The sequence below is a fragment of the Flavobacterium sp. DW-iso2 genome, from assembly GCF_058725285.1.
This window is the reverse complement of record NZ_JBZXDY010000007.1, coordinates 145733-168813: the sequence shown is the minus strand read 5'-3', so window position 1 is coordinate 168813 and position 23081 is coordinate 145733. Positions and strand designations below refer to the sequence as shown.

Sequence of the window (23081 nt, the reverse complement as noted above, 5' to 3'; positions counted from 1 at the left end):
GTAGTATAAAAATTTACATATGAATCTTATAGAAGAAGCCGAATATTTTGTTTGTAAATTACTCAAAGATAAACTTTCTGTTTTATATTTCTATCATGATTACAACCATACTTTAGAAGTAGTAACTGCAGTTCAAGAACTTTCTAAAGAGGAGGAATTAAGTCCGCTGGAAAATGAAATAGTACTTGTAGCAGCTTGGTTTCACGATACTGGATATATCTATGGATGCCAAAACCATGAAAATCATAGCATAGATATTGTTTCTGATTTTTTAAAGGAAAAAGATAAATCAGATGAATATATACAACAAGTTTCTAGTATTATAAAAGCAACTATTTTCGATCATGTTCCTCAATCTCTTCTTGAAAAAATAATCAAGGATGCTGATTTTTTTCATTTTACAAAGGAAGATTATCCAATAAAATGCAATCTACTAAGAAGGGAATGGGAAAGTACAAATAAAGTAAAATATACTGATTTAGAATGGGCTCAAGAAAACTTGCGAATGTTATCTCAGCGTCACGTATATTATACTGAATTTGCCATTGAAAATTGGCAGATTCTAAAAGAAAAAAATATTAAAGTAATTGAACAAGAAATACAAAATATGCAAAACGATAGTAGCGATTCACTGGAAGTAACTAAAATTAAAAAAAAGAAAACTAAAAAGGAAGATAAGAAAGTAAAACCAGATCGCGGAGTTGATACTTTGTTCAGAATAACATTAAGTAATCATACTCGTTTAAGCGGAATTGCAGATAGTAAAGCCAATATTTTATTATCGGTAAACGCAATTATCATCTCGATTGCATTGTCTTCTTTGATTCCAAAATTAGACAATGCTAATAATGTTCATTTAATAGTTCCAACTTTTATAATGCTGATTTTTAGCGTGGTATCAATAATTTTCGCGATACTTTCAACACGTCCCAAAGTGACTACTGGAACTTTTACAAGACAAGATATAGAAGATAAAAAAGTGAACTTACTGTTTTTTGGGAACTTTTATAAAATGCCTTTAGTCGAATACGAATGGGCCGTAAATGAGATGATGAAAGACAATGCCTATTTATACAACTCCTTGATTAAAGACTTGTATTTTCTGGGTATCGTTCTCGAAAAAAAATATAGATTATTAAGGATTACTTATAATATTTTTATGATTGGAATAATAATTTCAGTCATCGCTTTTGTAATAGCATTTAATTCCGTTAGGATTTAATTCAACTCGTCTAGCAATTCCTGATAAGTATATCTCTTGTCAGGGGAGTTTTGGTCAACAGTATTTGAAACTTTTACTCGTAGTGCTTTAAGCCCAGAAACACCTTGCAATTCTTCGACGTCAAATTGCTCTATTGTTGGCTCAAGGATTCCTTTAAATTGCAAGAACTTGATATATTTTAAGTATTCTGTTTCTTCATAATTATGGGAGTACACAATCGTAATTTTCTCTTTTTGGGTAATTCTTTCGGTTGTTCCTTTGATGTTGGATTTATCAATACGTTTTTTAACCACTTCATAACGGGCATTATAGGTACCGTCAACATCAAAACGTTTTTCATCCATTCTAAAACGAATAGAGATAGGAGAACTAAAAACTAAAATCAAGGAAGTTACATCTAGTTCATAGGGCAATGCTGATTTAAGCTGATGATGTTCTAATTCCATTTTGCACAGCGTTTGAAGTTGCCACAATCTTAAATTATTCAGATACATTAAATCAAAAGGCTGTGAAGGCGCAATTGAAGCACCAATATAGAGATTGTGCTCAACTCCATCGGTTTTAAATCTTTCGAAATAATGCGGAAAGATATGCTGTGCCTCCACTTGTTCTTTGTCTAAAACGGTAGCCATTTTTTTATTGATGATGGACATGGCGTCATCAAATTTTTTCCGTGCTTGATAAAACAGACCAGTTTTTGGATCTAAGTCTTCAAAATAGCTATTTATTAATAACTGGCACTCGCCCTCAATTTGTGAATTGGATAAAATGGGGTGTATTTCTTTTTGAATGTAGTTTTGAATCTGTTGCTCTGTATCTGCTTTTAATTCTAATTGCAATTCTTTAGCGTAGGATTGCATTTCAAATTTTCGTTGCTCTAGTAAAGGAAGCGTGCTGTTTACTTCTAAATTTTCTAAAATGGCAGATAGGACATTCAGCTGGTTTTTTAAATCAGTTTTTACAGTTGCATTTCGGTGTTCAGAGGAACCTTTGATGTCAATCTGACCATACAAAGGATACACTTCTTTGAAAACAATTTCCTTAAATATATAATCCTTATTAGAGGTGTTTGTCTGGAAATATTTTTGTGCTTCATTTCTGAATTTCCAGTAAACACTGGAGTGTATTGCAGTGTACTCGCGTTGAATTATAGCTTCTAATTGATTCTCTAAATCGGTGTTATACCGTTCCAAAGTATCTACGATATACGGCAGTATAAGATCTAGATTGTTAGCATTGATGCTATTTAATTGTCTGGGTTGTGATGAAACGAGTTCCATAATACCTAGCAATTTATTGTCTTTTATTACAGGTGCGAGAATGCAGCTTTTTATACCCTGAGCTAGTAAATGTTTAGCAAACATTTCATTACCGGGAATAGTAGAAAAATGTTCCACATTTGAAATTGAAAATGGTTTTTTATCTTCTAATAGAGTACTAAAAGAGCATCCTAGAAAAGCTTTTTCACAAGGAATTTCATTTTCATCCAAAAGAATGAAGCTTTCCAGTTCCCCATTTTTAAAGGGAGGTTTTATAAATTTACCTTCTTCCTCATTATATATAAGAAGTCCTATTCTTAAGTCAGGAATTTTAAATATTGATTTAAAGATAGCGTCTGAATTTTTATTAATGTCATTTTGACCTTTTTCAGATTTTAAAAGATTGGTTTTCAAATTAGATATGGCACTTTCCTTGGTAGCATCGTAAAGAGTGACTATTCCAAAACCTTTTAGAATCCAACTTTCTAAAGGGAATTTCTCTTTCCATAAATCGATAGTACTATAATTGTCCATCAATTCGTCAATGTCTTCAGAGGATAATGGAACTGCTTTTTCTGTAGGATATATTTCAATAAAATCAGCATTGTAGAGAATGCGATAATGATTTATAATTCCGTTTGAATTAGGAATGTCATAGAATAACGGTTTGTTGTAATCAAATTGTTGACCGTAGTAAGAATTTAATATTAAGATACAACTTAGTATATAAAACTGATCATCGTTAAAATCTCTTATCGTTAGATCAAAATCTCCTGCAGCATCTAATATTTTTTTGAATCGTTGAGAATAATTAAACGTCAAATTTTGAAACGGAATAGTAACAGCTTTGATTTCATTATTTGTTAGTGAAGTAGGGAATAAATCAGCTAGTAAATATTTTATAAGTGTTTTGTTATTTTCAATGATAGATAAATCGGCAATACCGGTTCTGAATTCAGGTATTAATTCAATTTCTTTTAATACTGCCTTTGCATAATTAGAACGATAATCAACATCTGATAGTGTGATTTCTTCCAATGATTCGATTAGTTTATGGAAGGAAATTAGCGTTTTAAAAGGACTTTCGTTGAATATAAGAGTGTTCATTATGGAGCGGTTTTAAAAATGCAAAATTACTAGTAAATAAGTATTTTTACCTTTGTAAATTTATTAAAAAATCGCCAATTGCTAAAGTAATGGAAGGTTTAATATTCTATCTGCCTTAGTAGAAGTTGTACTAAATTAAATAATAGGACTTACTGAATAACCGCAGTATTCTGATTTGTTATTAAAACTAAAAAGGCATAATTTATTTGAAGCAAGTCCCTTGAACTGATTTATCGCACAATCGAGGTACAGGCATGAAATTAGAATTTTAGATTTTGTCCTTTTTTTGCTGATGCAGATTTTGTTTAAAAAGTAAAATATGGTGACTAAGTTACAGCAAGAAGCATCCTTTTTATTTTCTTTATAGTGAAAGAAATAGTATCGAATTATAATTTAAATCAACTAAATATGCTGAAGATTTTTCTTTGAACAAAAACTTTTTAAAGTATTATTTATATCTTTTAATTCGGGTGTCAGATATGTTTTCTTTCCTTTTTCATCATTTGTTAGCTCTAGCTCACAAACGGTACATTTATATTCCTTAAAATGATTTGTAATATTCCTGGTTGTAATTATTCTGTGTCCAAAAAGTGAGCAATAGAGTTTTTTACTTAGAAAATTTTCTTTGATTTCGATTGTACTCATAATGTAAATGGTGGCGTTTAGGTAAATTTGAGTTTGTAAAAGATATTAAAAAAAATAGAATAACTAACGATTTAATCGATTAAATACATGATTTTAGTATAAATATAAATAATTTCTGATGTTATAAGGAAAAAATGAATGCTTAAATATAAAAATTAACGAATAAACTAGTTATTAGTACATTAAAAAAAATCCTCAATTACTTAGTCGTAATTGAGGATTTTTTAAAAGCAAAAGGAATGAAAAATAGCTTTACGATTTTTCTTCTTTATTAAAGTAAACTAAGTAGTAATACATTTGTTTTTCTTCGTCCCAACCTTTTTCAACATATTTCTCTGCGCTTTCAGGATTGATAAAATCCATTTTGATTTGGATATGAGTATCTAAGTTGATTACATTTTTTATTGATTTTCGGGCGTCTGTAACCGCAGCATTTGCAATAGGGAAAGAGGTTACATCTTCAATGCTGTATTTTTCACCTTTATCTACTTTGTAATTCTTGAATTCAGGAATTAGGTCTGGATTATCTAAGACTTCATTCAAGAAGTTAGTTTCTTCAAACTGATCATTTTTTGCAAAATAATTTACAGAACGGTTCATGAACATTACTTCTTCTTTTTTATCTTCAGCTGGAAAAACAACGTCTTTTGCAAAGTTTTGACAAAATTTCAAGTACTTTTTAGTGATAAAATTCTCATCCTCAAACGCATCAACTGAAAGAAAATGCTCTAACCAGTAGCGCGCATCGTAACGGTTACTGTCAACAGTTAAAATTTTGTAGCCTTCTTCCTTTTTATGATTAAAGATGATACATCCTTTATCTAGTTTGCTCAAGTTTATCCCTTGTTGCAAAATCATTTCTAGATGTGTTCCTTTTTCTTCAAATTGTAAAAAATCAGCTTGTAACTCACTTTTAAAAACACCAATGGCATCAACTACATTATTGTCAATATTGACATTAGTCAAATAAGTAACATAAACCTCTCCATTTTTAATGTGAGGATGATTCGATTGTTCGAATAAATGTTTTGTAATATTCTTTGAATTTTCATGTAAACTTGCCGGATTTTCAAAAATCGCTGAAGCAAATTTATACATGTCGTTATAATCTAAATCAACTTCATGCGCAAACTGAAAGTAGTTTTCTTCTTTTTCTCTAAAAGGTTTCAAGAAAAACTCTTTTATCAATGGCACAATTTCGTCTTGAAGACTAAAAGGTTGTTCTGATAAAAAGAGAGCTTCATTGCGGCTTTTGTTTCCAACGCGATGAATCGAAAGCGTTTCGATATGCGTGTTAAATAAGTTGATCATTTTTTTATTTTTTAGATGGAAGAGCCAAGATTATAGACAATAGAGAAGTCTTTAATCTTGGCTCTTGATTCTTCGTTTTTATTAATCTAATTCCAGATTTCTTCAGATCCATATTCCTCAAAACTGTCGTCGTCGCCAAACATGTCCAAATCATCTTCGTCTAATCCGTCTTCATAATCATTGGCATAATCGTCAGCATTGTCTGCTTCAAAGCTTTTTTCCATTGCTTCATCAGGCATTTCACCATGAGAGAATAAAGTTTCTGGATATAAATTACCAGCAACCTGCTCTTCAACTGCGGCTAATTCAACTAAGAATGTCCACATATTAATGAAATCATATACATAGATAATTTTTGTGTTTTCGGCATCTAATAAGTCTGATAATTGGTAAGAGCCCATTGTTTTTTGCTCCCCAATTACATCGCCAGTATCGAAAAGCGAAATTTCATCTTCCTGGTTCCAAGTCTCATCACAAGTATAAAACGAAGCGACTTCCATTCCGTCAAATCCAAAGGAATTGAATATAGCGTTATGTAAATCTTCTAAAGTGTCATCTGCAAGTATTGCAATATCTCTAAATATATCTTCTTCGGCATCTAGTATTACTCTGAATTTGTAAACCATAATCTTTGTTTTTATTGAAAGGTCAAAGGTAAAATTTAATTTTATATATCTTTTTAAGAAACTTGATTTGTTAATAAGATTTACAAAAGGACTAAACTGTAATTTTTAATTCTTTTGAATAATTCGTTTTCTAAAGTTGTGGTATTTTCTGTGAAATCTATTGTCATTAGGATAATACCTTTTTGAGGTGATATTATTGATAATTAAAGCAACAAACAGTAAAATTAATACGCCACTCAATACAGGTGATATTACATACCAATATCCTAAATTTTTTATTTGGGCTGATCCAGTTACGGCGATCAAAGCGGTGGCTCCTCCAGGAGGATGCAATGTTTTTGTCAATTGCATTAAAATAATAGAAAGTGAAACGGATAAGGCCGCTGTTAGCCACAAGATGTCCGGAACAAATTTGGCGACAGTTACCCCTACAATTGCAGAGATGACGTGACCACCGATCAAATTTCGGGGTTGTGCTAATGGACTTTGGATGATTCCATAAATCAAAACAGAGGAGGCACCAAAAGATCCTATAAGAAATAACACATCCGAATCTGGAAGCATTTGAGATTGTAAATAAGCAAGAGTCCCTATTCCAATAAAGGAACCAGCAAAAGACCAAAATTTCTCTCTAAAATCAACTAGCGTTTCTTTATAAAGTATGTATTTCGTCTTACGATAACTTCTTTTAATCTTTTCTGTAGGCATAGAATATTATTTTGCCACGCTAGCAGCGTAGGAATAAACAGAATGTGGATAAATCATCTTTGCGGTATATTTTGAAATAAGACAAACGAATAAAATGGGGATAAATAAGGTGTAATCATTGGTTAAACCACAAATTAAAAAGATAGCGGTAAATGGTGCATGGATACTAGCGCTTAAAACGGCAGCCATGCCTAAGATCATAAAATTAACTGGGATTATATCAGCTTTCAAATAAGTATTTAGAAGTAGCGCCACAAATAATCCCAAAAACGCACCTATGAAAAGGCTGGGCGCAAAAACACCACCATCTCCACCAGAAAATAAAGTAGCCGAGGTAGCAATAGGTTTTAAAAGAATGATTCCGATAAAAGTATAAAGTAAATTAGTAGATATTTTTACTTCATTTGGATTTGTAAAAATCATTTTTATGGCATGATACCCTTCCCCATATAATTGTGGAAAGAAAAATAAGGAACTACTAAGTATGACGGATCCTATTATGATTCGATAATAGTGACTTTTTATTTGGCTTAAATTATTTTTAAAAAACAATACACAACGGGTGAGATATACAGAGTTGATTCCGGCCAAAATACCTAAAAGAATAAAATATGGAATCGCTCGTAAATGCTAAGTAGTTATGGTTACATCAAATAAAGGTTTCTCATCAACCAAGTAGACCAGCCCAAAAGCAACCAAAACCGCAATGATGTTAGTAATAAAGAAAGTACGTGTTATTTTTTTAGAAATCACTTCATAAACAAAAAATAATCCAGCAATCGGACTGTTGAAAAGCGCCGTTATTCCGGCGGCAACTCCGGCACAAATAAGTTCAGTTTTATACTCTTTAAAGAAATTTTGTTTCCGCTGCGCTACTGATCCTATGGTCGCAGTTGCTACAACTGTCGAAACCTCAATTCCTGTAGATCCACCAAAGATTACGGTTAATAATCCATTAATAAAATGAGAAGCAATTTTTGATTTGGGTAAGTTTTTAGTTCTAGATCCTGTACTTTCAAAAACCTCATTGATTCCTTTGTTTTCTTTTTTGTTAAACAAATAATGTCTCAGGAAATAAATAACAGATAATCCAAAAACAGGAAAAACAAAAATAAAGATAGGGTGTAAACTAGCTTGGTTGGAGAAAATTTCTTCGTAATGTTCTGTTAGCTTTTTCAGTGCTATTCCTAAAAAAGCCGAAAGGAAACCAATTAATACAGAACCAATTATTAATTTTTGCAGTTTAATTAACGGCATATTTTTTTTAATACGACTTGTAGAATTCATTTTAATAGTGATTGTAAATCTAAATTTCAAGATTTTTAACGAGTGCAAATTTAAAGAATTAAATTCCAGCAAGTCATATTAGACAGTCACAAGGTACTTTTTTTAGGAAAGTTTTATGATAGTATAATATCTTAAAATAAAACTCAAAATATTATTGATTTAATTTTCGGATCACTTTTGCCGGATTTCCCACCGCCAATGAATTATCAGGAACATCCTTTGTAACTACAGATCCAGCACCTATGACACATCCTTTTCCAATCGTAATTCCGGGGCAAATCACCGTATTTCCCCCAATCCAGCAATCGTCACTAATGATTATTGGCAAAGCACTTTCAAGTGTTTTTCTTAATTCGGCTTCCAGTGGGTGAGTGGCAGTGTACAATTGCACACCAGGAGCAAAAAACACATTCGAACCAATAATTACTGGAGCGCAATCCAGCACTACACAGTTTACATTAAAATACACATTCTCGCCACAACTAATATTATAACCATAATCACAATGAAACGGCGGCTCAATATACAAGTTCGCACCCGCATTCGGAATCAGTTCTTTGATGATTTCTCGCGCTTTTTTCGTGATCCTATATTCGGTAACATTCAATCTATGAAGCAGGTTTTTAGCGCGTCGGCGGTCTTTTACTAAGGTTGCATCTCCGGCCAAATAATATTCTCCGGCAATCATTTTTTCTTTTTCGGTAGTCATTCGAGCTATTTTAAATATTATTTGGGCATGCCCTTCGCAAAAGCTCCGGTCGGGCTATTCGTTACAATCTCTCTTGTCTCGTTTTTAGAAACGAGACAAGAGAGGATTTTCACTGCTATCCCTCATGCAAACCGCCTCCGTAACCTTTTGCGATTGGATGTAAATATAAACCAAAATTAAAAGTACCACAACTCATCCTCATATTTCAACAGTTCAGTTTCTTTAAGTTTTTAAAAGCAGATAATCGAAATACATTTGGACTATCAAAATCAAACCACATGAAATCAATCATAACATTTATTATTTTATTTTTTGCTGCAAGCGCATTTTCTCAAACCACCATTTCAGGAAAAACGCTCGATAAAAAAGGAAAACCCATCGCGGGGGCTAACATTTATATTGATGGTACCTACGATGGTGCTACTACAAACGAAAACGGACAATTTTCGTTTACCACCACCACAACCGGAAGTCAAATCCTAATCGCTAGTTTTCTGGTTTATGAAAGCTTTAAAGTAACAATTGATGTCGCTAATTTTCAAGACAAAACCATCGTTTTAAAAGAAAGTAGCAATACGCTTGACGCAGTAGTAATTTCGGCTGGAACTATGGAGTCTGGGGACAAAGCAAGAGTTTCTGTCCTCAAACCCTTAGATATCGTAACTACTGCAGGTTCAGCAGGAAATATAATTGCTGCACTACAAACCTTACCCGGAACGCAAAGCGTAGGCGAGGACGGTCGACTTTTTGTTCGTGGGGGCGAGGCCAATGAAACCCAAACTTTTGTTGACGGAATAAGAGTAGCACAACCTTACAACGCTACCATCGGAAATGTGCCTACACGCGGACGTTTTTCTCCGTTTTTGTTCAGTGGAATCGCCTTTTCAACCGGTGGTTTTTCAGCCGAATATGGGGAAGCACTGTCCAGCGTTTTACTCTTAAATACAGAAGATAATCCCGATCAAAACAAAACCGAAGTTTCCTTAATGACCGTTGGATTAGGATTAGGAAATACCCAAAAATGGAAAAAGAGCTCGCTTAGCCTAAACGCTTCTTATATCAATTTAGCACCTTATCAAGCCGCTATTCCTCAAAATCTGGACTGGAATAGTCCGTTTCAATCTTTGTCTGGTGAATCGGTCTATCGCTATAACTTCAACAACGGAATCTTGAAAGTATACGCCGCATTCGACTCTTCAAAAATGGATATCAATCAAGAAAATATAAATGGTCCTGAGAAAATTCGTGTGGATTTAAACAATAATAATTTCTATTTCAATACATCATACAACGGTCGTTTTGGTACTGGTTGGCAAGTGGTGACTGGTATGAGCTATGGATACAGTAAAAACCAAATAGGATTGGATTTAGACAACGTTAATAATGACGAAAACGCAGCGCATTTAAAATTAAAAATAAAGAAGAACTTCTCTAATTATTTTAAGTTATTGGTTGGTGGCGACTATTTCATATCTAAATTCGATGAAAATTTCGTACCCAATTTAGGTATAACTAAAACAAACGGCTACAATTCTAATATTGCCGCAGCCTTCACCGAAGCGGATATTTTATTTTCTAAAAAACTAGTAGCCAAAGTTGGTTTAAGAGCTTCTTACAATGATTTATTGGCTGAAAGTACCATTTCGCCACGAATCTCAATGGCCTACAAAGTGGCCAAGAATAGCCAGTTTTCTATTGCCTACGGCGATTTTTCTCAAAGTCCTTCGGTCGATTATATTAAATATTCCAATTACCATCAGTTTCAAAGTGAGAAAGCATCGCATTACATTCTGAATTTTCAATACAGCAAGGAAAATCAAACTTTTAGAGCCGAGGCCTATTATAAAAAGTATAGTAATTTAGTGAAATACGATACCCAAGCGATTGCCTACAACTCGGTTTTCAATAATGAAGGATCGGCTTACGCCAAAGGATTGGATATTTTTTGGCGAGATGGAAAAACCATCAAAAATCTAGAATACTGGCTTTCGTATTCGTTTATTGATACTAAAAGAGATTATAAAAATTTTCCAACTGCAGTTACGCTCAGTTTTGTAGCCAATCACACTTTGTCATTAGTGACTAAATATTTCATTACAGACTGGCGCTCGCAAGTGGGTTTTACAAATTCGTTTAGTTCAGGACGTCCTTACAACAATCCAAATGAAACCCAATTCATGAACGGAAAAACAAAAGTCTACAACAATTTAAGTTTCAATTGGGCGTACTTAATTAGCCCACAAAAAATTCTGTATTTCTCAGTTTCAAATGTATTAGGAACGCAGAATGTCTACGGATACGATTATGCCAAAAACCCAGATGTAAATGGAATTTATAATAGAAGGGCAATTACACCCACAGCAGATCGCTTCTTTTTCGTCGGTTTCTTTTGGACGATCAGTAAAGACAAAAAGGACAATCAGTTGAAGAATTTGTAAAGTGGGTAATTACAATTGTAGGGAATCTGGGTTTTGTCTTGTATCGTAAAGGCGCAACACTTCTATCCTTGAATTATTTTCTCTATAATAAAGCGTATTTTGTTTAGTTATGATACATTTTCTTATCTGGAAATCTTTATTTATAAAAGGAAATTGCTTTGGGTTTTTTAGAATTAAATCAATGCAGAAATCTAATTTATTGATGAATTTAGTGCATACATTTTTATTCCATCGAATTTCTAAATAATCAAGGATTTTTGTTAAATCATCTTCTGCAAGAGACGACCATTTGATGCTTTTACGCATACTTTTTTCTAAATTTGTCTATGATGGATTGATGGTCAATACCTTCTGATGAATCCAATTCTTCAATAGCTTCTAATAAACCACTTTGTTGCATTTGCGATAATGAATTCCATTCTTCGGTGTCATTTTCTTTATTTAGAAAATTAAAAAGCAAGCCATAAACTTGTTCCAATTTGGATTGGTCCAATTTGTCGATTTCTCGGAATAGTTTTAGTTTTATTTCAGCTGTACTCATGACGATGTTTTTATCAAAATTACAAAAAAAATCATTTAACTACAACTCATCCTCAAAAACCGACAGTTCAGTATTATTAAATTTAATTAGAATAAAAACAGTATTACTTTTGAAATAGAAATTAACAGTGTTTCAATCATCAATAAAAAAATCAATCTTAAAACTAGAAGTCATGACTAAATTAATCACCGCATTCGCACTATTTGTAATTACATTCCTTTCAGCTCAAGGGCAACAAGCCGTAACTCCAGCAACAGGAGGACAATTTGAACAAGGAATGGGAAAAGCCTTCGGACTTTGGAAAGAAGGAAAAAACACGGAAGCTTCGGATTTATTCGAAAGAATTGCAGCAGTAGAAACAACTACTTGGTTGCCTAATTACTATGTAGCATTAGTCAATACGACTTCTGCCTTTGGAACTAAAGACAAAGAAAAAATAAAAGTATTACTTTCGAAAGCACAAACTGCTTTAGACACTGAAATGGTAAAAGACCAGAATAATGCTGAGCTTTATGTGATGCAGGCCATGATCAACACCGCCTGGATTGTATATGACCCAATGACAAACGGACAGAAATTATCTGGTTCAACCATGGAACTCTATGCAAAAGCCGAAGCTATTGCCCCTAATAATCCTAGAGTGGTTTTCTCAAAAGCTGAATTTGAGATTGGTGGAGCTAAATTTTGGGGAAGAGATACCAAGCCAATGTGTGCTCAAATAGATAAAGCCATTGGACTTTTTAGTACTTTTCAACCTGAAACAGCTTTTTCTCCAAGTTGGGGATTAGACAGAGCCTTAGTAGCTCAGAGAAATTGTAAATAAGAATAAAGGTGAAAGTGAAATTTTTAATGTTAATAAAATAGGTATATGAATACATTTTTAAGGGAATTTCCACGAGCTTTAATAATTTCGATAGTAATATTTATTGTTTTAACAATAATTCCAGCTCTCAACGGAGGCGTTGTCACTTTTGATAATCATTTAAAGGTTAATTTTTTATACACCATGCTTTATGGAATGGTTTTGTATTATGCTAATGCGACCCTTTATATTTTTTTAGATTCGTTTTTTGAAAATGACAAGTACAGTTTAAAAAGAGTGATTGTAGGGTTCTCAAGTTCATTTTTCCTTACTTTATTTGTAATATTTTTATTACGTATTTTTCAAGATGTAGTAATTGAAAACAGGACATTTAATGACTTTTTTATAGACGAAAAACCTTCAAACTATATTGTGGCATCAATAGTTTCGTTTGTTGTTCTGCTAGGGATTCATTCGCTTTATTTCTACAAAGCGTACAATGAAAACAGGGTAAAAGAGCAAAAAATCATCGCAGGAACAGCATCAGCAAAATTCGAAAGCTTAAAAAATCAAATCGATCCGCATTTTCTTTTTAATAGTTTAAATGTTTTGAGCTCTTTGATAGAGGAAAACCCTGATAATGCGCAACGTTTTACGACCTCCTTGTCTAAGGTATATCGATATGTACTAGAGCAAAAGGATAAAGAGTTAGTTTCTATAGAGGAAGAATTGGATTTTGCCAAGACTTATATGAACTTACTGAAAATGAGATTTGAAGATAGCGTAGATTATAAGTTATTAGCGAGTAATATTAATACAGAAGCTAGAGTGGTGCCACTTTCGTTACAATTATTACTAGAAAATGCGGTTAAGCATAATGTAGTAAGTGCCCAAAAACCATTGCAAATTAGAATTGACATAGAAAATGGATATTTGGTGGTTCAAAATGATTATCAAAAGAAAGAAGTATTACAAGATCGTCGAGGAGTAGGGTTGCAAAATATCATTAGCCGTTATGCAATTATCACGAATAGAAAAGTGATGATCGAGCAAGATGAGAAGACATTTACAGTAAGAATACCTATTTTAACAAAACAAATTTCAGTTATGGAAACAGCTATCGATTATAGTGAAAATAACGCTTACTACAGAGCTAAAAAGCGAGTCGAAGAACTGAAAGGCTTTTATGGAAACTTGATTTCGTACTGCTGTGTAATTCCGTTCTTAATATTTATTAATCTCAAATTTTCGCCACAATTTCATTGGTTCTGGTTTTCCGCTTTGGGTTGGGGTTTTGGATTAACGATGCATGCTTTGAAAGTCTTTGGGTACAGTTCGAACTGGGAAGAGCGCAAAATCAAAGAGATTCTAGAAAAACAGTCTACAAATAAAAAATGGCAGTAATTATGGAAAACACATATCAACAAAAGGAGCGTTACTTCAAAGCGAAAAATAGAGTAGATAAAATTAAAGGATTCTACGGTAATTTATCATCATATGTATTTGTCAATTTAGGGCTTTTAGCACTTAATTTATGGACATCACCAGATCATCTATGGTTCTACTGGCCACTATTAGGATGGGGAATAGGTGTAATCATTCACGGTATGAAAGTGTTCAATTATTTACCTTTTTTCAACCAGGATTGGGAAGAACAGAAAATAAAAGAGTTGATGGAGGAAGAACAAGAAACTCGAAAACAAAATAATTACAAATAAGTAAAATAAAAAATCATGGGAAGAATTAGAAGAAGAAGGGACGAAAATTATCAGGAATTTGGAAACAGCGCTGATCAACAATATAACATGGCTTACAAGCGCGTAAAGAGAATAAAGAGTTTTTATGTTCATGCGCTGGTATATGTTTTGGTGAATACTGTTATAATCATTTCTAGATCTAATAGAGATCTTTTTAACGCTGTTGAATTTTGGAGTTGGGAAACATGGAGTACTGCTTTATTTTGGGGAATGGGTTTATTGGCACATGGATTTTCGGTTTTTGGAAGAGATTTGTTTTTTGGATCTGATTGGGAAGAAAAGAAAATTCAACAATTTATGGATAAAGATAAAGGGGATAAATGGGAGTAACGTTAAAAAAATAAAACAATAATTTTAAAAATCATAAGACCACAGTAGATGACAACTATTATAATTGAAGACGAAAAACCAGCCGCAAGACTGTTGCAAAGAAAGCTCGAAAAACAAAAAATTGAAGTAGGAGTGATGCTCCATTCGGTTGAAGAAGCCATCGATTGGTTTTCTAAAAATGAACATCCAGATTTGATTTTTTTAGACATTCAATTATCCGACGGATTATCCTTTGAAATTTTTGAAAAAGTCGAAATTAAGAGCGCTGTAATTTTTACAACGGCCTATGATGAATTTGCTTTACGAGCCTTTAAATTAAACAGTATAGATTATCTTTTAAAACCAATTGACGAAGACGATCTGGAGCAAGCTGTTTCGAAATTTAAAGAACGATTGCCTAAAAAAGAAAAGTTGCAATTGCATTTTGAAGAGATTAAAAAAATGCTTGGGAATCCTTTTGAGAAAGAATTCAAAAAAAGGTTTACGGTAAAAATTGGGCAATATTTGAAAGTCATTTCGATTGAAGAAATCGAATGCTTTTTTAGCGAAAACAAAGGAACTTATATTCATACATTCGACAATAGAAATTACCTTATTGAATCAACTTTAGAAGTATTAGAACAAGAATTAGACACAAAAGAGTTTTATAGAATCAACCGAAAATTTATAATTCCGATGAAAGCAATTAAGGAAATTGTGGTCTATAGCAATTCTAGATTAAAAATTACTCTGCCTTCTTATGGAGAAGATGAGGTTGTTGTAAGTAGAGAAAAAGTAGCTGATTTTAAAGTGTGGATTGGGTAGCGAAAAAACACAAAAAAAACTGTTTCGAAAAACTGCATTTTCATTTCATTTTGAATAAAATAAAAAGCATTTTTCCAGAACAGTTTTTAGTGGGTCTAAAACTCGAAATTATTCAAATAATGATTTAATTTCTTTTTTAGTCTTTCCTAATTTTTGTTGTAGCTTTCCCCACATTTCATCTTCTTTTCCTTCTTCAAATAACAAATCATCATCGGTAAGGTCGGCAAATTTTTGTTTTAATTTACCTTTCATTTCATTCCAGTTTCCTTTAATTTCTTCTGAGTTCGGCATAATTGTATAGTTTAATAGTTAATAAAACATCTATTGCAAAGTTCAAAAAAAGTAAAAGAAAAAGTGTTATATAATTCGGTGAAATTGTTATAGAATAATTGCATTTTGGAATTTAACTAGTTGGTTGGTTTATTTAAACTAATATGGTAGGTTGATTAACGTAAAGTTCTGATTAATAGTTTATTTTTGTTGTAATATAGATTTTATCTATCGCCGTTTTTAAACCTTGAAAAAGGATTTTCTTATGCCTATTAGGATAAATATAAGAAAAGAATATCCAATAAAAAAAGGAGCAATATACTCGATATAATCCATTGCTAACATCAACGAAATCAGCAGTAATTGGAAACCTAATCCATACAGGGAAACGAAAGTCATAAACCAGTTTGGAAATGTTTTTACCTTGTAGGCACTATTGTCTAAAGTATGAATGATCTTGTCAAACCCTCCGTAAACGACTGTGTAAATTTTGAATAAAATATCGACTGATTTTTGAGTTTCACCGGCTAAAGCCCTTGGTGATTTGTATTCGAAAATCTTGCTAGTTTTATCTCCCCCTACCGATTTATTTCTCAAAATAACATAGTAGTAATTGTATAAGGTTCCTTGTAATTGAATGCAGAAAAAAGCGCCTAAAGTGAGCAGAAAAGAGGTGTTTGAAACGTAGCAAATTGCACTCAAAAAAAGGAAGTTTAAGATGATATCAAAAACGCTGTCGAGGTATCTTCCGGTGTAGGAAGGTGTGTTTTTTAAGCGTGCAAGTTCGCCATCGGCAGCATCGATACCTGATTTTAAAATGATGAAAAATCCAGCTAAGTAAAAGTGGTTTTCCAAAATACAGTAAATCGCAATTAGTCCGGATATACCAAAAAGAAGTGTGACATGGATAGGCGTGAATCGCGTATTTTTTAATCGATTCGCGAGCATTTTTCCAAAGGGTCTTCCGTAATCTGATAGGTCAAGGAAGCTATCTTGCGCAGCAAGTTTAGACATTTTTTATAGGAACAAATAGAAATGTGACAATATAGTCAAAGGTAAATATAGTGATAAGTTGTTATTTTGACAACCTATGTAAAGTAAATGTCATCGCCGATAAAAGGAAAAAAGCATTGATTTGATGTGTTAATCCTAGCCACAATGGAACGCCATACAAAAGAGTAAAAACGCCTAAAACAAATTGTACAAAAACGAGTATTAAAAGTAGGTTTATTCCTCGGGATTGGGCAAGGTTTAAAGTGAATTTTCTGCTTTTAACGTAAAGTAAAAACATAAATCCTACCACAACATAAGCTAAGGTTCGGTGGATAAATTGCACGCCACTTTTACCTTCCGTAAAGCTTAATAGTAAGTTTTTTTGTTCTAGAAAAACACTGTCATGGATGAATTGGCCATCACTCATCATGGGCCAATGATTGTGAATTAATCCTGCATTTAAACCTGCAACAAAACCACCATAAACAATTTGGATTAATAAAAATGCTAAAGCATATCTTGCTATAGTTTTTAAAGTTTGTAGACTGTTTTTTCGAACAGGATAGAGTAAATCTAAGGCTACCCAAAAAGTATATGCAAAGGTAATAAAGGCAAAAGTTAGATGTAGCGCTAGTCTAAAATGACTCACATCTGGATTGTTAATCAAGCCGCTTCGAACCATAAACCATCCTAAAAAACCTTGAAAAGCACCCATTCCTAGAAGGACGATGCATTTGTTTATTGTTGCTTTATCCAGTTTCTTTTTAATTAAAAAATAAAAGAATGGAACTATAAATACCAATCCGATAATACGACCTATAAAGCGGTGAAACCATTCCCAAAAATAGATGAACTTATAATCAGAAAGTTGAAAGTCATTGTGAATATTGATTTTTTGATATTCAGGAAACTTCTTGTATTCATCAAATGCTTGTTGCCATTTAGCTTCTGTTAATGGGGGAAAAGTGTCTGTAACTAAATGCCAGTCGGTCATTGATAGGCCAGAATTAGTCAATCTTGTAATTCCGCCTACGGTAACCATTAAAAACAATAATACGCAACCGGATAATAACCAAATAATGACAGATCTATTCTCTTTTTTCATTTTTGAAACTAATTTTGGTAAAGATATTTTAAATTTTAACAATCCTTAACTCAACAATCGTTAAACTTTGATTAAGCCCATTTTTTGAGCTCTTTTCATCATGAACCCATAAGCAGCATCATAATCATTTGGAATTTCACCTTCTAATATGGCTTCCTTAATCGCTTCCTTTAGCATTCCTATTTCTTTTGAAGGTTTAAGGTCGAAAATTGCCATAATCTCCTCTCCAGTTATTGGTGGTTGGAATTTTCGAACATGATCACGCTCTTCTACCTCTACAATTTTCTTTCGAACAATTTCAAAATTACTATGGTATTTCTTGAATTTACTTGGGTTTTTAGTGGTAATGTCCGCTTCGCACAAGGTCATTAAGTTCTCTACGTCTTCTCCAGCATCAAAAACCAAACGACGTACAGCAGAATCTGTAACCGTTTCTTGTGATAAAACAATGGGACGCGAGCTCATCATGACCATTTTTTGAACAAATTTCATTTTTTGGTTTAACGGCATGTGCAAGCGTTCAAATATTTTTTTGACCATTTTTCCACCAAGAAACTCATGTCCGTGGAAAGTCCATCCTTGTTTTTTGTTGAAACGTTTGGTTGGTGCTTTTCCTATATCGTGCAATAAAGCAGCCCAGCGCAACCAAACATCATCAGTATTCGGGCATATATTGTCTACGACCTCCAGGGTATGGTAAAAGTTATTTTTATGAGTTTGACCTTCTATTTCTTCTACTTGGTTCAAAGCCGTCAATTCAGGTAAGATAATGTCTAAAAGCCCCGTTTTGTATAGCAATAGAAATCCTGTAGAAGGTTTGTCTGTAGATAAGATTTTATTTAGTTCGTCAACGATACGTTCTCCCGTAATAATTTTAATACGTTCTGCATTTTTCGCAATGGACTGGAATGATTTTGCTTCTATTTCGAAGCCCAATTGATTAGAAAAACGAATAGCTCTCAACATTCGTAAAGGATCATCAGAATAAGTGATGTCTGGATCAAGAGGAGTTCTAAGAATCTTATTTTCTAAATCATTCAGTCCTCCAAAAGGATCTGACAGCACTCCGAAATTATGCAAGTTCAATGATAATGCAAGCGCATTAATGGTGAAATCACGACGATTTTGATCATCCTCAAGCGTTCCATTTTCTACAACGGGATTCCGACTTTCAAAATGGTAAGATTCTTTTCTTGCGCCAACAAATTCAATGTCTGTATCTTCAAAACGAAGCATCGCAGTGCCATACGTTTTGAAAACCTGTACTTTGGGTTGTTTTGGAAGTAGTTGAGAAACTTTTAAAGCCAATTCGATTCCGCTACCAACGGCAACAATATCGATGTCTTTTTTAAAATCTCGTTCTAAAATTAAGTCTCTTACAAAACCTCCAATTACGTAACTATCAACGTTTAGTTCTTGGGAAGCTTCTGAAATGACTTCGAAAATTTTATTATTTAATGCTTGTTTGTAGTTCATAGTATTTTTTGCCACGAATTCACAAATTATATTTTTTAAAATGCTTCTTATGACACAAATTTATTCTTGAGTTTTATAAAATTATTCTTCTGTACTCAAGAGATTTATTATTAAAATTAGCTAAAATGGCTAATTTATTTGTTGATACTTTTAGATAATTAATACACTGAGCGGTGTGTTTGGGATCTAGTTTTTCACATGATTTTAATTCGATAATAATTTTATCGAATAATACAAAATCTGCATAGAACTTATGATTTAAAACGGTGTTTTTATAATGAACAACATATTCTTTTTCTCTTTCGAAAGGAATTTTTAAATTTCGCAATTCATATTCTAACGCATCTTTATAGACTATTTCAGAAAATCCCCCACCTAAATTATTATGTACTTCAAATAGAATTCCAACGATCTGAAAGCTTTCCTCTTTATAAACAAGATCACTCATAATAATAAATTTTAAAAAAAAATTAGTGAATTCGTGGCCTTTCCTATTTTCGGATTACTTTAACCTGACTATCATTCGTTAATTTAATGATTGTGGACGGTTTCCCCGCAATTTTATCGCGGTGCAAATTTACAACATAGTCTACACCTTTTATAATCTCAGGGCTGATTTCTTTAAAACTTTTTGGAGTAGGTTGCCCTGAAATATTTGCTGAAGTAGAAACTAATGGTTTTTTCATCTTTTCCAGTAATTTGAAACAGAAGGGCTCTTTTACAATTCGGATTCCCAAAGTATTGTCAGGAGCGATTAAATTTGGCGCTACATTTCTAGGCTTATCCAGGATTATAGTGGTAGGATTTTCAGATAAGTCCATTATTTGCCAAGCCACTTCTGGAATATCTTTAAAGACGTTGTACATCATTCTTTCCCCATTCATCAACACAATCATGCTTTGGGTTTCTACTCTTTTTTTAAGCTTGAAAATTTTGGCAACAGCGTCTGGGTTAGTTGCATCACAGCCAATTCCCCATACGGTGTCTGTGGGGTAGAGGATTATTCCGCCTTCCTTTATTATTTCGTAGGCGTTGTGGACTTCTTCGTTGATCATGAACTTACGATTTTTTGTTTTGTTTTTAACGATTTTGATAATGGAGCTCCGCTTAAAAGCAGGAAGAATAATGACCAGTTTTTTGGTTTTAAAATACTACTGAAAAAATATTTACTGATTAGGAAAATAAGTACTGTTTTGTGTGCAAAAAAACCGTAATGTTTTCTAATTATGTAGAGTAAAGAAATTTTTAATTCTTTTTTAATGTTCAATGATTTTCCTGTACTCACTCCGTGAAAATGGGTGAATTCTGCTTCAGGAATTAAATAGGCATATTTTGATATTTTAGCTAGTCTCATGCAAAGGTCAGTCTCTTCATAATAAAGAAAAATATTGGTATCAAATCCCCCTACCATGTTAAAGTCTTCTGCTCTTATGAACATAAAACTACCTGGTATGAAATTTACTTGTACCTGTTCTAGATATTTTTTCTTTCTCTTTGGAAATTTTTTTGGGTTAATTAGTTCTAAAAATCCTCGCCCAATTATTTCTCGCACAGGTGAGGCAAAATGGTCGATTGATATCATGAAATCTCCGTTACCTTTGTAAGCTTGTGCACCAGCAAGTCCTATTTTTGGATTAGTATCCAAAGCCTTTTTTAAAATTGATAAGCAGTCATTCTTTAGTATAGTATCATTGTTTAAAAAGGCTAAATATTTTGCATTTGCAAATTGTACGCCAAACATATTTCCTCCGCCAAATCCAGTGTTTTGCCTACTTCTGTTCAAGAGTAAGTTTGGATAGTCTATTGTGTCACAAAATGTTTTTAGCTTCAGGTAATCGTCATATTCAGAGCAATTGTCAGTTATTATGATTTGATAATTATTTTTTTTTGAAGTTTTTTCAATTATCGATTTTATGCAGTTGATACTGTGCTCACTTGTATTATAATTTATTAAAAGTAGGGCTATGTCGAACATTATAAATATTGATTAATTCCTTTTTTAATAAAAGTAAGTTTATTTTCAGTTGTTTGCCTTTCAATTTCGGTATTAATCTCAATATGACTTTTAGATTGTTCAGGATGATAAATATGATAAGCTATTCCTGCATATTTTAGTCTTTTTCCTTTAATTCCAATATTGTGTAGTCTTTGAATCATTTCAGAATCATCAATTCCCCATCCTACTAATTCTTCATTAAAGCCGTTTATTTTAACGAAATCTTTTTTCCAGAATGACATATTGCAACCTCTAAGTTTAGATGATCTGCTGTGAACGGTTTTTGCAAAAGTCATTAAACTAGGAATTCTTATTGTCCGAGTTCTTTTTTTTATTCCTTGCGATAGAAAATTAAAATTGATTATTTTTTCAGAAAACAGTTTTCCCAGAAAATATTTTTGAATATTTACTCTTGAACCAAATAAATAGTGTCCCTCTTGGGCAAATGCAAGATGGTCTTCAATAAAGTACCTATTCATAATGATATCTCCATCAATCTCAATGATATAATCATAATTAGCGGCTGCTATGCCTTTGTTCATAATCGCAGGTTTTCTATTTTTTAAATCTTCGTGCCAAATATATCGTAATGGAATTGGAAATTTTTCTTGAAATTTTTCTACAAGTTCTTTTGTGTCAGATTTTGATCCGTCATCAGCAATGATAACTTCATTTGGCAAAATGGTTTGATTAAGAATGCTAAGGAGCAACAATTCGAGAGCCTCTGGCCAATTATATGTGGGAGCGATTAATGTACAGCTTGGGTATAACATAAGTATAAATTTAAGCAAAATTACATTAAATTTTTGAAGTCTTGAAAGCTATACATACATTTATAAATCTAATTTGATCGCAGCTTGGTTTCATAGTATATATGTGCTTGAGGCATCGTACCAAAAGGTTGGTTCAGGATTGTGCTTGAATTGATTTTTTAATTATCTAAGCAAATTTTTAAATGAAAACTTAGTTTTTTTTTTATATTTACGATCTAAAACGTAGCAATAACATTGCATTTATAAATAAATGAACCCGATTTAAATGAAATATTACGACAATAAGCCGCAAGGTTACTATGATAATGTTCGGAAAGAGATGTTAAAATTTCTTCCACAAAATGCAAAAAAAATTATTGATATAGGTTGTGGCAATGGGGCTTTTGCTTCCATTGTAATGGAAAAAAATAATGCAGAAGTGTGGGGAATTGAATTGATGGAAGAAGAAGCCCTTATCGCTCAGTCCGTTTTACATAAAGTTTTTATTGGTAATTGTGAAAAGCATATTGAGAATCTGCCTGAAAATTATTTTGACGTAATTTATTTTAATGACGTTTTGGAGCATTTAGTAGATCCTTATGCTGTTTTGGAGCTACTTAAGTCAAAGTTATCTCCTGATGGAGTGGTCATAAGTTCCATTCCCAATGTTAGGTTTTATCGATCTTTTATGAAAGTTGTATTTATGAAAGATTGGAAATATGAAGAGTATGGGATAATGGATAAGACACATTTACGCTTTTTTACAGGTAAGAGTATTAAAAGAATGTACGAAGAATTGGGCTATCAAGTCTTAATTCACGAAGGGATAAATTTAACCAAGTCGATAAAACCGATACTTTTTAATATCTTAACGCTATTTACCCAAATGGACATTAGAATTCATCAATATGCGACAGTTGCTGGCTTAAAACGTAAATAAAAA

The 23081-nt window shown here is 32.6% G+C and carries 24 protein-coding genes and 1 pseudogene; 8 read left to right on the top strand and 17 right to left on the bottom strand.

Translation table 11 applies throughout. The annotated features are described in order from the left end of the window. Positions 1-19 precede the first annotated feature (19 nt). Positions 20-1222, top strand: a complete 1203-nt coding sequence (locus AC4PRO_RS07260; RefSeq protein ID WP_492116871.1) for a Pycsar system effector family protein — start codon at positions 20-22, stop codon at positions 1220-1222. Here the strand turns inward: AC4PRO_RS07260 and AC4PRO_RS07255 are convergent. From AC4PRO_RS07255 to AC4PRO_RS07225, 7 genes and pseudogenes are all read right to left on the bottom strand, one after another. After that, on the bottom strand, positions 1219-3588 hold the full coding sequence (locus tag AC4PRO_RS07255; protein WP_492116870.1) for a GAF domain-containing protein: 2370 nt from the start codon (positions 3586-3588) through the stop codon (positions 1219-1221). The genes AC4PRO_RS07260 and AC4PRO_RS07255 overlap by 4 nt on opposite strands. A 402-nt stretch (positions 3589-3990) precedes the next feature. Continuing rightward, positions 3991-4233 (bottom strand): DUF1660 family phage protein, encoded by a 243-nt coding sequence (locus AC4PRO_RS07250; RefSeq protein ID WP_074722924.1) that lies wholly within the window; start codon positions 4231-4233, stop codon positions 3991-3993. Between the two features lie 252 nt (positions 4234-4485). Next, positions 4486-5544 (bottom strand): nucleoid-associated protein, encoded by a 1059-nt coding sequence (locus AC4PRO_RS07245; RefSeq protein ID WP_492116869.1) that lies wholly within the window; start codon positions 5542-5544, stop codon positions 4486-4488. An 86-nt stretch (positions 5545-5630) separates the two neighbouring features. Continuing rightward, positions 5631-6170, bottom strand: coding sequence for an IS1096 element passenger TnpR family protein (locus AC4PRO_RS07240; protein WP_492116868.1), 540 nt, complete (start codon positions 6168-6170; stop codon positions 5631-5633). A gap of 105 nt (positions 6171-6275) precedes the next feature. After that, a complete protein-coding gene (locus AC4PRO_RS07235; protein WP_074722921.1) occupies positions 6276-6878 on the bottom strand; it encodes an HPP family protein in 603 nt (200 codons plus the stop codon). A 6-nt stretch (positions 6879-6884) separates the two neighbouring features. Next, positions 6885-8135: pseudogene (locus tag AC4PRO_RS07230) on the bottom strand (chloride channel protein). A 181-nt stretch (positions 8136-8316) separates the two neighbouring features. After that, positions 8317-8874, bottom strand: coding sequence for a sugar O-acetyltransferase (locus AC4PRO_RS07225; RefSeq protein WP_492116867.1), 558 nt, complete (start codon positions 8872-8874; stop codon positions 8317-8319). Positions 8875-9152: 278 nt separating this feature from the next. Here AC4PRO_RS07225 and AC4PRO_RS07220 point away from each other — a divergent pair, with 278 nt between their 5' ends. Further along, a complete protein-coding gene (locus AC4PRO_RS07220; RefSeq protein ID WP_492116866.1) occupies positions 9153-11312 on the top strand; it encodes a TonB-dependent receptor in 2160 nt (719 codons plus the stop codon). 9 nt (positions 11313-11321) lie between these two features. Here the strand turns inward: AC4PRO_RS07220 and AC4PRO_RS07215 are convergent, their stop codons facing one another. Further along, complete coding sequence (locus AC4PRO_RS07215; RefSeq protein ID WP_492116865.1) at positions 11322-11618, bottom strand: type II toxin-antitoxin system RelE/ParE family toxin; 297 nt, start codon at positions 11616-11618, stop codon at positions 11322-11324. Next, the gene (locus AC4PRO_RS07210; RefSeq protein WP_492116864.1) at positions 11611-11853 is read right to left on the bottom strand and encodes a hypothetical protein; all 243 of its coding nucleotides are present in this window, start codon (positions 11851-11853) and stop codon (positions 11611-11613) included. The genes AC4PRO_RS07215 and AC4PRO_RS07210 overlap by 8 nt, the downstream gene beginning before the upstream one ends. A gap of 172 nt (positions 11854-12025) precedes the next feature. Between AC4PRO_RS07210 and AC4PRO_RS07205 the strand changes: the two genes are divergently transcribed. Genes AC4PRO_RS07205 through AC4PRO_RS07185 form a run of 5 tightly spaced genes read left to right on the top strand, consistent with a single transcriptional unit; the run spans position 12026 to position 15546 of the window. Beyond that, positions 12026-12676, top strand: a complete 651-nt coding sequence (locus AC4PRO_RS07205; protein WP_492116863.1) for a hypothetical protein — start codon at positions 12026-12028, stop codon at positions 12674-12676. 45 nt (positions 12677-12721) lie between these two features. After that, the gene (locus AC4PRO_RS07200; protein ID WP_492116862.1) at positions 12722-14059 is read left to right on the top strand and encodes a 2TM domain-containing protein; all 1338 of its coding nucleotides are present in this window, start codon (positions 12722-12724) and stop codon (positions 14057-14059) included. A 2-nt stretch (positions 14060-14061) separates the two neighbouring features. Next, positions 14062-14373 carry a 2TM domain-containing protein gene (locus tag AC4PRO_RS07195; RefSeq protein ID WP_074722914.1) on the top strand — a complete coding sequence of 104 codons (312 nt, stop codon included), beginning with the start codon at positions 14062-14064 and terminating at the stop codon, positions 14371-14373. 15 nt (positions 14374-14388) lie between these two features. Further along, positions 14389-14742 carry a 2TM domain-containing protein gene (locus AC4PRO_RS07190; RefSeq protein ID WP_492116861.1) on the top strand — a complete coding sequence of 118 codons (354 nt, stop codon included), beginning with the start codon at positions 14389-14391 and terminating at the stop codon, positions 14740-14742. A gap of 48 nt (positions 14743-14790) precedes the next feature. Beyond that, on the top strand, positions 14791-15546 hold the full coding sequence (locus AC4PRO_RS07185; RefSeq protein WP_492116860.1) for a LytR/AlgR family response regulator transcription factor: 756 nt from the start codon (positions 14791-14793) through the stop codon (positions 15544-15546). Between the two features lie 108 nt (positions 15547-15654). Here AC4PRO_RS07185 and AC4PRO_RS07180 read toward each other — a convergent pair whose 3' ends face one another. The 8 genes from AC4PRO_RS07180 to AC4PRO_RS07145 form a co-directional block, all read right to left on the bottom strand. After that, the gene (locus tag AC4PRO_RS07180; protein ID WP_074722911.1) at positions 15655-15837 is read right to left on the bottom strand and encodes a CsbD family protein; all 183 of its coding nucleotides are present in this window, start codon (positions 15835-15837) and stop codon (positions 15655-15657) included. Positions 15838-16056: 219 nt separating this feature from the next. Then, positions 16057-16830 (bottom strand): CDP-alcohol phosphatidyltransferase family protein, encoded by a 774-nt coding sequence (locus AC4PRO_RS07175; RefSeq protein ID WP_492116859.1) that lies wholly within the window; start codon positions 16828-16830, stop codon positions 16057-16059. Positions 16831-16891: 61 nt separating this feature from the next. After that, positions 16892-17914 carry a COX15/CtaA family protein gene (locus AC4PRO_RS07170; protein ID WP_492116858.1) on the bottom strand — a complete coding sequence of 341 codons (1023 nt, stop codon included), beginning with the start codon at positions 17912-17914 and terminating at the stop codon, positions 16892-16894. 60 nt (positions 17915-17974) lie between these two features. Beyond that, positions 17975-19390, bottom strand: a complete 1416-nt coding sequence (locus tag AC4PRO_RS07165; protein WP_492116857.1) for a CCA tRNA nucleotidyltransferase — start codon at positions 19388-19390, stop codon at positions 17975-17977. Between the two features lie 73 nt (positions 19391-19463). Further along, positions 19464-19838 (bottom strand): GxxExxY protein, encoded by a 375-nt coding sequence (locus tag AC4PRO_RS07160; RefSeq protein WP_492116856.1) that lies wholly within the window; start codon positions 19836-19838, stop codon positions 19464-19466. A 43-nt stretch (positions 19839-19881) separates the two neighbouring features. Next, positions 19882-20445, bottom strand: coding sequence for an L-threonylcarbamoyladenylate synthase (locus AC4PRO_RS07155; RefSeq protein WP_492116855.1), 564 nt, complete (start codon positions 20443-20445; stop codon positions 19882-19884). After that, positions 20442-21365: a glycosyltransferase family 2 protein gene (locus AC4PRO_RS07150; protein WP_492116854.1), complete on the bottom strand. Its 924-nt coding sequence runs from the start codon at positions 21363-21365 to the stop codon at positions 20442-20444. The genes AC4PRO_RS07155 and AC4PRO_RS07150 overlap by 4 nt, the downstream gene beginning before the upstream one ends. Beyond that, entirely contained in the window at positions 21365-22159 is a 795-nt protein-coding gene (locus AC4PRO_RS07145) for a glycosyltransferase family 2 protein (RefSeq protein WP_492116853.1), read from the bottom strand. The genes AC4PRO_RS07150 and AC4PRO_RS07145 overlap by 1 nt, the downstream gene beginning before the upstream one ends. Before the next feature lie 265 nt (positions 22160-22424). Here AC4PRO_RS07145 and AC4PRO_RS07140 point away from each other — a divergent pair, with 265 nt between their 5' ends. Continuing rightward, positions 22425-23078 (top strand): class I SAM-dependent methyltransferase, encoded by a 654-nt coding sequence (locus tag AC4PRO_RS07140; protein WP_492116852.1) that lies wholly within the window; start codon positions 22425-22427, stop codon positions 23076-23078. Positions 23079-23081 lie beyond the last annotated feature (3 nt).

Bases quoted from the DNA above. Each gene is read 5' to 3' on its own strand.
- AC4PRO_RS07215 (WP_492116865.1), bottom strand. From the start codon at position 11,618: ATGCGTAAAAGCATCAAATGGTCGTCTCTTGCAGAAGATGATTTAACA.
- AC4PRO_RS07235 (WP_074722921.1), bottom strand. From the start codon at position 6,878: ATGCCTACAGAAAAGATTAAAAGAAGTTATCGTAAGACGAAATACATA.
- AC4PRO_RS07160 (WP_492116856.1), bottom strand. From the start codon at position 19,838: ATGAGTGATCTTGTTTATAAAGAGGAAAGCTTTCAGATCGTTGGAATT.
- AC4PRO_RS07175 (WP_492116859.1), bottom strand. From the start codon at position 16,830: ATGTCTAAACTTGCTGCGCAAGATAGCTTCCTTGACCTATCAGATTAC.
- AC4PRO_RS07210 (WP_492116864.1), bottom strand. From the start codon at position 11,853: ATGAGTACAGCTGAAATAAAACTAAAACTATTCCGAGAAATCGACAAA.
- AC4PRO_RS07165 (WP_492116857.1), bottom strand. From the start codon at position 19,390: ATGAACTACAAACAAGCATTAAATAATAAAATTTTCGAAGTCATTTCA.
- AC4PRO_RS07140 (WP_492116852.1), top strand. From the start codon at position 22,425: ATGAAATATTACGACAATAAGCCGCAAGGTTACTATGATAATGTTCGG.
- AC4PRO_RS07190 (WP_492116861.1), top strand. From the start codon at position 14,389: ATGGGAAGAATTAGAAGAAGAAGGGACGAAAATTATCAGGAATTTGGA.
- AC4PRO_RS07245 (WP_492116869.1), bottom strand. From the start codon at position 5,544: ATGATCAACTTATTTAACACGCATATCGAAACGCTTTCGATTCATCGC.
- AC4PRO_RS07225 (WP_492116867.1), bottom strand. From the start codon at position 8,874: ATGACTACCGAAAAAGAAAAAATGATTGCCGGAGAATATTATTTGGCC.
- AC4PRO_RS07155 (WP_492116855.1), bottom strand. From the start codon at position 20,445: ATGATCAACGAAGAAGTCCACAACGCCTACGAAATAATAAAGGAAGGC.
- AC4PRO_RS07150 (WP_492116854.1), bottom strand. From the start codon at position 21,365: ATGTTCGACATAGCCCTACTTTTAATAAATTATAATACAAGTGAGCAC.
- AC4PRO_RS07170 (WP_492116858.1), bottom strand. From the start codon at position 17,914: ATGAAAAAAGAGAATAGATCTGTCATTATTTGGTTATTATCCGGTTGC.
- AC4PRO_RS07260 (WP_492116871.1), top strand. From the start codon at position 20: ATGAATCTTATAGAAGAAGCCGAATATTTTGTTTGTAAATTACTCAAA.
- AC4PRO_RS07255 (WP_492116870.1), bottom strand. From the start codon at position 3,588: ATGAACACTCTTATATTCAACGAAAGTCCTTTTAAAACGCTAATTTCC.
- AC4PRO_RS07220 (WP_492116866.1), top strand. From the start codon at position 9,153: ATGAAATCAATCATAACATTTATTATTTTATTTTTTGCTGCAAGCGCA.
- AC4PRO_RS07250 (WP_074722924.1), bottom strand. From the start codon at position 4,233: ATGAGTACAATCGAAATCAAAGAAAATTTTCTAAGTAAAAAACTCTAT.
- AC4PRO_RS07185 (WP_492116860.1), top strand. From the start codon at position 14,791: ATGACAACTATTATAATTGAAGACGAAAAACCAGCCGCAAGACTGTTG.
- AC4PRO_RS07240 (WP_492116868.1), bottom strand. From the start codon at position 6,170: ATGGTTTACAAATTCAGAGTAATACTAGATGCCGAAGAAGATATATTT.
- AC4PRO_RS07145 (WP_492116853.1), bottom strand. From the start codon at position 22,159: ATGTTATACCCAAGCTGTACATTAATCGCTCCCACATATAATTGGCCA.
- AC4PRO_RS07195 (WP_074722914.1), top strand. From the start codon at position 14,062: ATGGAAAACACATATCAACAAAAGGAGCGTTACTTCAAAGCGAAAAAT.
- AC4PRO_RS07200 (WP_492116862.1), top strand. From the start codon at position 12,722: ATGAATACATTTTTAAGGGAATTTCCACGAGCTTTAATAATTTCGATA.
- AC4PRO_RS07180 (WP_074722911.1), bottom strand. From the start codon at position 15,837: ATGCCGAACTCAGAAGAAATTAAAGGAAACTGGAATGAAATGAAAGGT.
- AC4PRO_RS07205 (WP_492116863.1), top strand. From the start codon at position 12,026: ATGACTAAATTAATCACCGCATTCGCACTATTTGTAATTACATTCCTT.